The following is a 12235-nucleotide window of genomic DNA, read 5'->3' as shown; positions in this document are numbered from 1 at the left end:
GTCCGGGGCGCTTTAACGGTGCAGCAGCGAGCGGCTGCGCGAATAGCCGAAGTACACGGCCAGACCCAGCGCCAGCCAGATGCCAAATGCAATCCAGGTCGTCTTGCTCAGGAAGGTCATCAGGATCACGCAGAACACCACCGCCAGGGCCGGCACCACCGGCACCCACGGGCAGCGGAAGGCGCGCGGCAATTCAGGACGCGTTCTGCGCAGCACCACCACCGCGACCGACACCAGGCAGAACGCGGCCAGCGTACCGATGTTGATCAGTTCGGCCAGCACATTGAGCGGCACCACGGCGGCGATCAGGCCGAACACAATGCCCACCACCCAGGTGGCAAAGAATGGCGTGCCGAAACGCGGATTGACGTGCGACAGGCGTTTTGGCAGCAGGCCATCGCGCGACATGGCGAAGATCACGCGCGTCTGGCCGTAAGCCATGACCAGGATCACCGTCATCATGCCCAGAATGGCGCCCAGGTCAACGAAGCCGGCCACCCAGTTTTCTTTCGCCACTTGCAGGGCCAGCGAGACCGGATGATCGACCCCGGCAAACTGGGCAAACGGTACAATCCCGGTCATGATGCCGGCCACCAGCACATACAGAATGGTGCAAACCGCCAGCGAGCCGATGATCCCGATCGGCAAGTCACGCTCGGGCCGCTTGACCTCTTCCGCAGCCGAGGTCACGGCGTCAAAGCCGATAAAGGCAAAAAACACCAGCGCTGCCGCGCTCATCACGCCGTTCATACCAAACGGCATGAATGGCGTCCAGTTGGCCGGCTTGACGTGCCCCATGCCGACCGCAATAAACAGAAGCACGACGGCAATTTTGATGACGACCATGATGCCGTTCAGGCGGGCCGACTCGCGCACACCCCACGACAGCATGGCCGTGAGCACCAGCATGATCAGTAGCGCGGGCAGATTGATCCAGGTTTCAACGCCGGGAATGGCGCCCGGCGCGGCGCTGAGCACGACTGGCAGCTTCAATCCGAAGCCGCTGATCAGCGACTGGAAATAGCCAGACCAGCCCACCGACACGGCCGAGGTGGCCAAGCCATATTCGAGCAGCAAATCCCAGCCGATCATCCAGGCCACCAGCTCCCCCATGGTGGCGTAGCTATAGGTATAAATCGAGCCGGCCACCGGCACGGCAGAAGCGAATTCGGCGTAGCACAGGGCGGCGAAGCCGCAAGCGATGGCAGCGATGACGAAGGACAAGGTCAAGGCCGGGCCGGCAGTGACGGCGCCGGTACCGGTCAACACAAAAATGCCGGTGCCGACGATGGCGCCGATACCCATCAACACCAGGTCGAACGGCCCCAGGACTTTGCGCAAGGCGCTGTCGCCGCGCGCGTTTGCCAGCATGTGATCTATATTTTTTGTACGAAACAGGCTCAAGATGTGTCTCCGCTTGGTCGGTGGCGCGCCCCACAAGGCACGGAAAAAAAACACCTCCGGTGAAGGAGGTGAGAAAGAGCCGAAGCCCCTTTGCTATGCGTCTCCGCAGTGGGGCATATTGTATCAAATGAAACTTTATACAGGTGAACAGAGTAAGCGGACGATGCGTGCTTAAACGCCGACGATACTCAAAATGTTGCCGTCTGGATCCTTAAACCAGGCGACCTTCATGTTGTCGTTGCTGTACATGCCATCCGTGACAGTCATGCCCGGCATATCGTAGTGTTCGAAGCGCACGCCCTTGGCGGCCAGCGCGGCCGCGACCTTGCCAATCTCCTTGCCGACGTTCCACAACACGGCAGTGGCTTTGTTGGTGCCGGCAAACTCCGAGCGGTAGATATTCAGGCGCGTGGCGCCGCTGCGGTAGGTGATGACTTCGGCGCCTTCGGTGGTCTCGCGCCGCAAGCCAAGCGTGGTTTCATAAAAAGTGGCGGCGCGATGAATGTCGGTCACGGCGATCATGGCGACCACTTCACTATCGTTGAGCATGTTTGTCTCCCGGGCGGATGGATGGTGCCAGCCAGTCTAGCCCCGGTGGACTTTCGGCTCCGTTCGCTGGCACACGCCGCTGGGCGCCGCCTTAATTATGGGCGGCAAGCCGTGCTTTCATGGCTTCGGCTTCTTCGTGGCGCAACTGGTCGCTCAGCATGTCGCAGCTGTCGCTCCACTGCAGCACCCAGGGTGGCACGGCTGGCGATTCGCGCTCCACGCCCAGATGGCGCGCCAGATCAGGCGGTGCAATCGGCCCATCCTTGTTGACCAGCATGCCGCGGATCACGACCACGCCGAGCACGCGCCCTTCCCGCATAAAACGATGCTCCAGAAAACTCCAGCGCGCATTCCAGCCCAGCGAACGTGATTCGACCTTAAACCGCTGGAAGAGTTTTAGATCGCGCCGGAATTTGGCCACGGCATCGCCCACGATGGGCCGCGCGCGCAGGGCCAGCGCCACGCGCGCCGTGCCCGAGCGCACGATGTAATCCATGCGTGCCACATCGGCCAGCGTCAGATAGCGCCCGTTATTCACATGGCCATTGAAGTCCAGATCGGTGGGCATCACCGTCATTGTCAGCGCAGCTGATTCAAAAATGCTCACTTTGCTGCGCCAGCGCACCGTCAGCAGCATCCAGATCAAGCGAAACCACAAATTCATTGCCTCTACTCCTGTGTGCGGGCCCGCCGCCGGGCCTTGCACCCAGTGTAACGGGGCAAGCCGGCAGCAGCAGAGGAAAATAGAATGACCGTGCGAATTTGTAATGGATCGGTAATCAGCTGTTGCTTACAGCTTGATCTCGGTCCCCAGAACGGCCAGGAATTGCGCCAGCCATTGCGGGTGCGCAGGCCACGCGGGCGCCGTCACAAAATTGCCATCGGTGACGGCCTGGTCGACTTCGATCTGGGCATATTCGCCGCCTGCCAGCCGCACTTCGGGTGAACAGGCGGGATAGGCCGAGATGCGCTTGCCGCGGATCACGTCGGCCGCGGCCAGCAGCTGGGCGCCATGGCACACGGCAGCAATTGGCTTGTTGGCCTGCGCAAACGCACGGACCAGCGCGATCACGCGTTCATTCAAACGCAAGTACTCGGGCGCGCGGCCACCGGCGATCATCAGCGCATCGTACTGAGCTGCGTCGGCCTGGTCGAAACTGGCGTTCAGAGCGAACAGGTGACCCGGCTTTTCGGTATAAGTCTGGTCGCCTTCGAAATCATGGATCGCGGTTTTGATCTTGTCGCCGGCCTGCTTGCCGGGACAGACTGCATGCACCGTATGTCCCACCATTTGCAGTGCCTGGAACGGCACCATGGTTTCGTAATCTTCAGCGAAATCACCCGTCAGAAACAGAATTTTCTTTGCGCCCATGTCTAATTCCTCGCGAAAAATAGTGTGCCAAGACACGCCGAGCGCGTGCCGCTGCTGCGGCGTCCAGTATTACATAGACCCACGCAGCGCTGCTGCCGGTGCTGCAGCGCGGGCGTAACATGGCGCATACAAGGTTGACTGTTTCTGATTGTGGAACTGAAGCAGCAAGCGCAACGTGCCAGCATGTTTCAGGAAAGCGCTGCGGTCGTTAGATTGCAGGCTATGCGCCATGCGCGCCAGCACACCCTGCACGAGGCGCTGTTCGACCCGCAGCTGCGCGACCGGCATACTGGCGCGGCCACCATCGTGCAAGTGGCGCAGCACCGCCGCTTCCTCGCGCCGCAAATGGCGCACCAGGGCGCGCCCGAGTCCGCGCAAAGTGCGCGCCGCGCCCTCCCAGTCCGCTTGCCGCACGCGCGTACACACGCGCTGAAACAGCGCCCCATGCACGGCATGATCGCTGGCCAGCAGGTCGAATATCGTCTCCATGGTTCCTCCATTGCACAGGTCACCATTGTCCCCCTGCCAGGATTACAAAATCCTTAAAGCAGGTCAAGGAAGTGCGCGCCTGGTGCGCGCTACAGTGCGGCTGCGGCTGGCATTGGGCCCGCCCCACCTTCTTTGAGCATCCAATTCATGAACCTGTCACAGGCACTTCTCCATGCGCTGCACGATCACGGCGCGCGCGAGCTGTTTGGCATTCCTGGCGACTTCATCCTGGCTTTTTTCCGCCAGGCCGAGGCGTCCGCCCTGCTTCCCATCTATACCTTGAGCCACGAACCGGCGGTCGGCTTTGCCGCCGATGCGGCCGCGCGCTACCACCGTCGCCCCGGCGTGGCCGTGGTGACTTATGGCGCTGGTGCGCTCAACATGGTCAACGCCGTCGCCTCCTCGTATGCGGAGAAAGTGCCGCTGGTGGTCATCTCCGGCGCACCCGGCGCCGCCGAACGCCGCTCCGGCTACCTGCTGCATCACCAGGTGCGCACGCTCGACTCGCAACTGGCCATTTACCGCGAGATCACCTGCGACCAGGTGGTGCTGGACGATCCGGCCCGCGCGCCGGCCGATCTGGCGCGGGCACTGGCCAACTGCCTGGCGCAGTCGCGCCCTGTGTACATCGAGCTGCCGCGCGACATGGTGCTGGCGCCGTGCGCGCGCGTGCCGCGCCTGGCCGCGCCCCGGACCGACACGCGCGCCCTCGATGCCTGTGTCGACGCCGTGCTGGCCCGATTGCGCAACGCACGCGCACCACTGATGCTGGTGGGCGTAGAAATTCGCCGCTACGGCATTGAAGACAAGGTGGCGCGTCTGGCGCGCCTGCTTGACATTCCGGTCGCCACATCCTTCATGGGACGGGGGCTGCTGGCCGAAGCCGACTGCAAGCTCCTTGGCACCTATCTGGGCGTGGCGGGACCGGCGGAACTGGCCGATGCAGTCGAACAGGCCGATGCCTTGCTGATGCTGGGCGTGATTGTCTCGGACACCAATTTTGGCGTCTCGGCCAGCAAAATCGATCTGCATCGCAGCATCCAGGCCAGCGACGGCGCGGTCACAATGGGCTACCAGAGCTGGCCGGCCGTCACGCTCGCGGCCCTGGTCGACGCACTGCTTGAACGGGGCCGCCGGCTGGACGTCCGTGCGCCCGCCCTGCAGGCGCCGCAATACGCCCACACACTGCCGCGCGACGCAGCGCCAATTGGCCCGCAGGATGTGGCGCGCGCCATCAATGACCTGCTGTCGCAGCACCCCAATCTGCCGCTGGCGGCCGACATTGGTGACTGCCTGTTTACCGCGCTCGATATCGTCCACACCGATCTGGTCGCGCCGGGCTACTACGCCAGCATGGGCTACGCCGTCCCTGCCGGTCTGGGCTTGCAAGCCGGCGGCGCAGGCCGGCCACTGATTCTGGTAGGCGACGGCGCCTTCCAGATGACGGGCTGGGAACTGGGCAACTGCCAGCGCTATGGCTGGGATCCGCTGGTCATCGTCTTCAACAACCAGAGCTGGGAAATGCTGCGCGCGTTCGAGCCGGAGGCGCGCTTTACCGAATTAAGCGACTGGCATTTTGCCGACATGGCGCCTGCGCTGGGCGGCCATGGCTGCCGTGTGCATACGCGCGCCGAACTGGGCGCAGCGCTTGATCGCGCCATGGCGCGCCGCGGCCGCTTCGAGCTGATCGAAGTGATGATTCCGCGTGGGACCGTATCGGCCACGCTGGCGCGCTTCGTCAACGGCGTGCGCCGGCTGCAGCACCCTGCCGCCGCCGTGGCACCGGCGGAGGCAGCATGCTGAGCGCCCCCGATCAAGCCCGCGTTCCGGAACTGGTCTGCCCGGCCGGCAGTCTGCCCGCGCTCAAGGCGGCAGTCGACCAGGGCGCCGACTGCGTCTACCTGGGGTTTCGCGATGCGACCAATGCGCGAAATTTCGCCGGTCTCAATTTCGATGACCGGGCCATTGAACAGGGTATCGCCTATGCCCACCAACACGAGCGAAAGGTGCTGGTGGCGCTCAATACCTATCCGCAGGCGGACAATTGGCGCGCCTGGCGCAGCGCCGCCGACCGCGCCGCCGGGGCCGGCGCCGACGCACTCATTTGCGCCGATCCCGCCCTGATGGCTTACGTGGCCGAGCGCCACCCTGCCCTGCGCCTGCATTTGTCAGTCCAGGGCTCGGCCACCAACGCCGAGGCGATCAACTTCTACCACCGCCACTTCGGCATCGTGCGCGCCGTGCTGCCGCGGGTGCTGTCGCTGGCCCAGGTACGCCAGCTGATCGGCCATACGCCAGTCGAGATCGAGGTCTTTGGCTTTGGCAGCCTGTGCGTGATGGTGGAAGGCCGCTGCGCACTGTCATCGTATGCCACCGGTGAGTCGCCCAACACGCACGGTGTCTGTTCGCCGGCAAAGGCGGTGCGCTGGGTCGAGAAGCCTGGTGCGCTCGAGGCACGTCTGAACGGCGTACTGATCGACCGTTACGGCGCGGGCGAAAACGCCAGCTATCCCACCTTGTGCAAGGGCCGTTTTGAAGTGGAGGCCGAGAGCTATTACGCCATCGAGGAACCGGCCAGCCTGAACACGCTGGAACTGCTGCCGCTCGAGACCGCACGCGCCCAGCTGGCGCCGCTGCTGACCGGTGAGGCCTGCAATGGCTACTGGCACGGCCAGAGCGGCATGCTGCAGGTGGCCGCGTGAGCTGGCGCGGGTGCCGGCCAGCGCCCCGGCCCCTGCCATCGCTGGCGGCGCTGACAGCACGGCTGCCCGTCTACCCTGGTTCGTGGTTGTTTGCGCGCGCCTTGACTGCCGTGCTGGCACCGCAGCTGCCAACGGACACCCGCGTGGCGCTGCAAGGACGGCACCTGCGCCTGCGCGTGCTCGATCTGGGCCTGGCCTTCGATGTGCTTTGGCGCGGCCAACGATTTGAGCCTGCCGACAGCAGCGCCACACCCGACCTGACTGTTGGCGCCAGCCTGCACGATCTGTGGCTGCTGGCGCGGCGCGAAGAAGACCCGGACAGCCTGTTCTTCAGCCGTCGCCTGACGCTGGAAGGCGACACCGAACTTGGCCTGATCTTCAAGAACACCATGGACGCCTTTGACGGCGCCGTCTTCGAGCATTTTCTGGCGCGCTTGTCGCCATCTAAAACGCGCAAGGCGGCGCCATGAAGCGCTGCGCTCAATTGATATGGATGCTGGCGTTGACTTTCTCTGTCGATGTTCGTGCAGGGCCAGGCCACATGCACGGGGCACCTGAAGGCGCGCCATCCCAGGCAGGTGCACCGGGAGACGCACACGCCGTGCAGCACGCCGTCGAACTGGCGATGTATGACAGCATGCGCTACGCACCGAGTACGCTGACGGTCAAGCGCGGCCAGACCGTGCGCCTGCTGCTGCGCAACCAGGGCCGGCTGATGCACGAAATCGTGCTTGGCAGCGCTGACGAAATCGAACAGCACCGCCAAGCCATGCGGCGCGATCCATCCATGACGCACGGCGCAGCTTCCATGGCGCACGTGGCGCCAGGCGGCCAGGCGCAAATCGTGTGGCGCTTTGCGCAGGCGGGAACCGTACACTATGCCTGCCTGCTGCCGGGCCACTACGAGGCGGGTATGCGCGGCCGGATCGAGGTGCGCTGATCCCAAGAGCGGAATTTCTTAGCCTGCGTTAAGGCACTGGCGCTGCGGTTCACGCATAGTCGTCGCAGCTGGCGCCATGGTGGCGCCCAGTGCCATCGGACTCCAGGAATAGAATGAACGCAAACGAAAACATGTTCGGCAAACCCCTGCCGGCACAAGAAGTCGCGCTCGACGTATTGTGCGAAAAATATGCCAAGGGCAGTGAAACCACAGTCGAGGCGATCCAGGCGCGCGTGGCGCGTGCTCTGGCGCAGTATGAAATCCCGGAGCTGCGCAGCGCCATGGAAGAAAAATTCCTGTGGGCCCAGCAAGCCGGCTTTGTTCCTGCAGGCCGCATCAACTCGGCTGCCGGCATGGGCATGAAGGCAACCCTGATGAACTGTTTCGTGCAACCGGTGGGCGACGCGGTCACCGGCTGGCACGATGGCCTGCCCGGTATCTACACAGCTGTGGCCGAAGCGGCCGAAACCATGCGCCGGGGCGGTGGTGTCGGTTACGATTTCAGCGCCATCCGCCCCTGCGGCAGCAAGGTGAAGGGCACCCATTCGCGTGCCTCGGGCCCGGTCTCGTACATGGAAGTGTTTGACGCTTCGTGCAAAACGGTGGAGTCGGCCGGCGCGCGCCGTGGCGCACAGATGGGGGTGCTGCGGATCGACCACCCGGACATCGAACGCTTCATCAGCGCCAAACATAGCGGCGCCTTTACCAACTTTAACCTGTCGATCGCCGTGACTGACGCCTTCATGCTGGCGCTCGCCGCAGGCCGGTCCTTTGAACTGGCCCATGCGGCAGAACCGGCGGACGACCAGATCGACGCTGGCGCCTTCCTGCGCGAAGATGGCCTGTGGGTGTAACGCACCGTTGATGCCAGCGCCCTGTGGCATGCCGTGATGACCTCGACCTACGATCACGCCGAACCGGGTGTGCTGTTCATCGACCGCATCAACGCCGAAAACAATCTGTATTACGCCGAGCGCCTGTGCGCGACCAACCCTTGCGGCGAACAGCCATTGCCGGCGTATGGCTGCTGCGACCTCGGCTCGGTCAATCTGACCCGTTTCGTGGTGGCGCCCTTCACGCCACAGGCACGCCTGGACCTGGAGCGCATGCGTGAAGTGGCCGCCGTCGGGGTGCGCATGCTCGATCTGGCACTGGACGCAACCGAATGGCCACTGCCGCAGCAGCAACAGGAAGGCCACACAAAGCGCCGGGTGGGACTGGGGTTTCTTGGATTGGGTAGCGCGCTGGTCATGCTGGGCATCGCGTATGACAGCGATCAGGGGCGCCAGACAGCTGCGCTGATCGCCGAACAACTGCGCGATGCCGCCTATGATGCCTCGATCGAGCTGGCGCGCGAAAAAGGACCCTTCCCTCTGTTTGATGCATCCGCCTATCTGGCTGGCCAGTTCACGGCGCGTCTGCCGCAGCACCTGCGCGACCGGATCGCCGTGCACGGCATCCGCAATTCCCATTTGCTGTCGATCGCGCCCACCGGCTCGATCACGCTGGCGTTTGCCGACAACGCATCGAACGGTATCGAACCGGCCTTCTCATGGGTGTACTGGCGCAAAAAGCGCATGGCCGACGGCAGCACCCGCAGCTACGAAGTGGCCGACCATGCCTGGCGCGTGTATCGCCACCTGGGACACGATGTCCGTGACGACGCGCGCCTGCCGCCGCAATTCGTGACCGCGCTGCAGATGTCGGCGCGTGACCATCTGGGCATGATGCAGGCGGTGCAGCCCTTCATCGACACGGCCATTTCCAAGACGGTCAATGTGCCGGCCGACTACCCTTACGCCGACTTCAAGGATTTGTACCAGAACGCCTGGGAGGCGGGCCTCAAGGGCCTGGCCACGTATCGGCCGAACGCCGGCCTGGCCAGTGTACTGAGCGTCACCCAGACCGACGCGCCAGCGCCGCTGCCCGACGACGATCCGCTGGTCAAGCGCTTTGACAACCGGCCCCAGGGTGAACTGGAATCGGTCACTTGCAAGGTACGCTATGCAACCCAGGAAGGCAGCAAGGCCGCCTACCTGACCGTGAGTTTCATCCGCGCCGAAGGCCGGCTGAACGGCCAGCCGGTGCTCATTGAGCGCCCGTTTGAATTTTTCATGCCGGCCAATCAGCGCAGCGACGGCCAGCAATGGATCACCTCGACCATGCGTCTGCTGTCGCTTGCGGCAAGGGCCGGCGGCTCGGTGGCAAAAGCCCTGGCCGACATGCGCGAGGTGGTATGGGAAAAGGGGCCGGTGCGCTGCGGCACGCTCACGCGCGAGGATGGCACCGAGGTGCCGGCGTTTCATGACTCGGAAGTGGGCGCCATTGCCTTCATGCTGCAACGGGTTCTGATACGGCGTGGCTTCCTGGATCGGAATGGCAACCAGGTCCCGGTCGCCGAACTGGCGCGCCAGCTCGAACGCAGCACATTGGCGGCGCCGGCCGTGCCCGCGCCGCCGGCGCCGCTGCCAGCTGCCGGCACCGCACGCAAATGCCCCGAATGCGGGGCCCGGGCCTTGCACAAAGTGGACGGCTGCAGCCATTGCGGCGAGTGCCACTATATCGGCAGCTGCGGCTGATGTTCCACGGGCCCGGCAAACATGCCGTGCCTAACCCTGCTACTTCTGTGCCAGCACCCATTTCGCCAGCGTTTGCGCTTCATCGTTGCTCACGGCGTTGGGGGGCATGGCCATGGGGCCCCAGGTGCCGGTGCTGCCCTTGGTGATACTGGCCACCAGCCTGGCTTGAGCGTCCTTCTGGGCGCCGTATTTCGCTGCCACGTCACGAAAGGCAGGGCCAATCACCTTTTTGTCCAGCGCATGGCAGCCCATGCAGTTCTTCGCTTTCGCCAGATCCGCATTGGCCTGGGCCTGCACGGTCACGGTGGCGGCGGCACAAGCGAGTAAAACAGATACCAAGGTCTTCATGTCAATCTCCTGAAAAAAGCCGCAAGTACGGCAAAAATAATTGTAGAACCCTGTCTGCGGCGCTGTCTGCAACGGCGGCGCAAATCCTTGAACTGCTTTAAGGACGCTCGTCTCCCAGATCCCGATAATGAAAGCGTCAACCATGTCAACCAGGAGAAAAAAATGATTCACCACAGTCTGCAATTGGCCAGCGTTCTCGATGTCGCCGGCGTCATCAAAGTCATGGATGCGCTGCGCGCGGTACCCGGAGTGGACGCGGTCGAAGCCGTGTCCGGCGAACGGGTGGTCGAAGTGCGCTTCGACCAGAACCGCACCTCGCCGCAGGAACTGGGCACCGTATTGGCCCGCTCCGGCTATCCGCAACAAGCCACGCGCCACGCCGGCGGCAGCTGCTGCGGCGGCTGCGGGGGCTAGGAAAACGGGCTGCTCAAATGGTTTTTGAGTAGCGCATGCGCTGCAAGGGCACGTCGTTCGGCGTGCCGAAGTACTGATCGAACACCATGCACAGATTACGCACCAGCAGGCGGCCACGGGCTGTTACCGTCAGCGCCGCATCGGACATCGTCAGCAAGCCATCAGCCTCGAATTCGCGCAGACGGGCCAGCTCCTTTTCGAAGTACACGGCAAATTCAATGCCGTGCGCGTGCTCGACCGACCGCACGCTCAGGCTGAAGTCGCACATCAAGCGTCCAATCACGTCGCGCCGGATCACGTCGTCGCGCGTGAGCGCAATACCGCGCGCGACCGGCAAATGGCCCGCATCGAGGCCCGCATAGTAGCGCTCGAGCGACTTCTCATTCTGACAGTAGGAGCGGCCGACGGCGCTGATGGCCGACACCCCGCACGACACCATGTCGGTATCGGCATGGGTCGAATAGCCCTGGAAGTTGCGATGCAGCTGGCCGCTCTGCTGGGCGAGCGCAAGTTCGTCACCCGGCTTGGCGAAGTGGTCCATGCCGATATAGACATAACCGGCTGCGGTCAGGCGTTCGATGCACAGCCCCAGCATGGCCAGCTTGTCATGGTCCGAGGGCAGTTCTGCATCAATGATCAGGCGCTGCGACTTGAACAGCTGCGGCATGTGCGCGTAGTTGTAGATCGAGATGCGATCGGGACTGGCCGCCACCACCTTGTGCAAGGTCTGGTCCATGGTCTGCAGCGTCTGGCGCGGCAGACCGTAGATCAGATCGATGCTGATCGAGCGGAATCCTGCCGCCCGCGCCGCAGCGATGGCGTTCAGCGTCAGCGCCTCGGGCTGGATGCGGTTGACCGCCTCCTGCACGCCGGGGTCGAAGTCCTGCACACCCAGGCTGATCCGATTGAAGCCCTGGCGCCGCAGGGAAAAGATGCGGTCCGCATCGACCGTGCGCGGATCGATCTCGATGGAATATTCGCCGTCCCGGTCGCCGGCAAAGCCAAAGCAGGCGCGCAGATGCGCCATCAGCTCGTCCATCTGGGCGTCCGACAAATAGGTTGGCGTTCCACCACCGAGGTGCAGCTGTTCGACCTGCTGATCCCGGCCCAGCAGCGCGGCCTGCATGCTGATTTCACGCTTCAGATACGTCAGGTAGATCGCGGCCTTGTCACGCTCCCTGGTAATGATCTTGTTGCAGGCGCAGTAATAGCACAGCGACTCGCAGAATGGAATGTGCAGGTACAGCGAGAGCGGTAAGCGTTGCGGGGCCGGGCCCAGGGTCGCCACCACGGCGGCGTATTCCGCATGGCCGTAGCCAGCGCGGAAGCGGTCGGCGGTCGGGTAGGAAGTGTAGCGTGGACCTTGCTGGCTCATTTTTGCGATCAGGGCGGCATCGAAATCGACCGCGGTCGTTGGGGTGTGGTTCATTGCATGCTC

The 12235-nt window shown here is 63.6% G+C and carries 11 protein-coding genes and 2 pseudogenes; 6 read left to right on the top strand and 7 right to left on the bottom strand.

The features are described 5' to 3' along the window. Positions 1–12 precede the first annotated feature (12 nt). The 5 genes from BUC24_RS08995 to BUC24_RS08975 all read right to left on the bottom strand — a co-directional run bounded on the left by BUC24_RS08995 (position 13) and on the right by BUC24_RS08975 (position 3814). The gene (locus BUC24_RS08995; protein ID WP_073213969.1) at positions 13–1404 is read right to left on the bottom strand and encodes a branched-chain amino acid transporter BcaP; all 1392 of its coding nucleotides are present in this window, start codon (positions 1402–1404) and stop codon (positions 13–15) included. A 171-nt stretch (positions 1405–1575) separates the two neighbouring features. Next, entirely contained in the window at positions 1576–1953 is a 378-nt protein-coding gene (locus tag BUC24_RS08990; RefSeq protein ID WP_073213966.1) for a VOC family protein, read from the bottom strand. Between the two features lie 91 nt (positions 1954–2044). Then, positions 2045–2617 (bottom strand): thioesterase family protein, encoded by a 573-nt coding sequence (locus tag BUC24_RS08985; protein ID WP_073213963.1) that lies wholly within the window; start codon positions 2615–2617, stop codon positions 2045–2047. A 126-nt stretch (positions 2618–2743) separates the two neighbouring features. After that, the gene (locus BUC24_RS08980; RefSeq protein ID WP_073213959.1) at positions 2744–3325 is read right to left on the bottom strand and encodes a DJ-1/PfpI family protein; all 582 of its coding nucleotides are present in this window, start codon (positions 3323–3325) and stop codon (positions 2744–2746) included. A 69-nt stretch (positions 3326–3394) separates the two neighbouring features. Continuing rightward, positions 3395–3814, bottom strand: coding sequence for a hemerythrin domain-containing protein (locus BUC24_RS08975; protein WP_073213956.1), 420 nt, complete (start codon positions 3812–3814; stop codon positions 3395–3397). A 147-nt stretch (positions 3815–3961) separates the two neighbouring features. On the opposite strand from BUC24_RS08975, the gene ipdC reads away from it, so the two are divergent. The 5 genes and pseudogenes from ipdC (at position 3962) to BUC24_RS08950 (ending at position 10035) form a co-directional block, all read left to right on the top strand. After that, positions 3962–5617 carry an indolepyruvate/phenylpyruvate decarboxylase gene (gene ipdC, locus BUC24_RS08970; RefSeq protein ID WP_073213953.1) on the top strand — a complete coding sequence of 552 codons (1656 nt, stop codon included), beginning with the start codon at positions 3962–3964 and terminating at the stop codon, positions 5615–5617. Next, positions 5611–6417, top strand: a pseudogene (locus BUC24_RS08965) (peptidase U32 family protein); the annotation flags it as partial. The gene ipdC and the pseudogene BUC24_RS08965, both read left to right, overlap by 7 nt. Positions 6418–6512: 95 nt before the next feature. Continuing rightward, on the top strand, positions 6513–6986 hold the full coding sequence (locus BUC24_RS08960) for a ubiquinone anaerobic biosynthesis accessory factor UbiT (protein ID WP_073213950.1): 474 nt from the start codon (positions 6513–6515) through the stop codon (positions 6984–6986). 71 nt (positions 6987–7057) lie between these two features. After that, the gene (locus BUC24_RS08955) at positions 7058–7456 is read left to right on the top strand and encodes a cupredoxin domain-containing protein (RefSeq protein ID WP_178372504.1); all 399 of its coding nucleotides are present in this window, start codon (positions 7058–7060) and stop codon (positions 7454–7456) included. Positions 7457–7569: 113 nt separating this feature from the next. After that, a pseudogene (locus BUC24_RS08950) lies at positions 7570–10035 on the top strand (adenosylcobalamin-dependent ribonucleoside-diphosphate reductase). A gap of 39 nt (positions 10036–10074) precedes the next feature. Here the strand turns inward: BUC24_RS08950 and BUC24_RS08945 are convergent. Beyond that, positions 10075–10383, bottom strand: a complete 309-nt coding sequence (locus BUC24_RS08945; protein WP_073213945.1) for a c-type cytochrome — start codon at positions 10381–10383, stop codon at positions 10075–10077. Positions 10384–10545: 162 nt separating this feature from the next. Here BUC24_RS08945 and BUC24_RS08940 point away from each other — a divergent pair, with 162 nt between their 5' ends. Next, a complete protein-coding gene (locus tag BUC24_RS08940) occupies positions 10546–10797 on the top strand; it encodes a heavy-metal-associated domain-containing protein (protein ID WP_073213941.1) in 252 nt (83 codons plus the stop codon). A 13-nt stretch (positions 10798–10810) separates the two neighbouring features. Here the strand turns inward: BUC24_RS08940 and hemN are convergent, their stop codons facing one another. Beyond that, positions 10811–12226, bottom strand: a complete 1416-nt coding sequence (hemN, locus tag BUC24_RS08935) for an oxygen-independent coproporphyrinogen III oxidase (RefSeq protein WP_143167433.1) — start codon at positions 12224–12226, stop codon at positions 10811–10813. Between the last annotated feature and the right edge of the window lie 9 nt (positions 12227–12235).

This window comes from Massilia sp. CF038 (assembly GCF_900129765.1).
GTDB lineage: Bacteria > Pseudomonadota > Gammaproteobacteria > Burkholderiales > Burkholderiaceae_D > Telluria_A.
The sequence above is the reverse complement of the archived record's forward strand: the minus strand, read 5'-3'. Positions and strand labels throughout refer to the sequence as shown.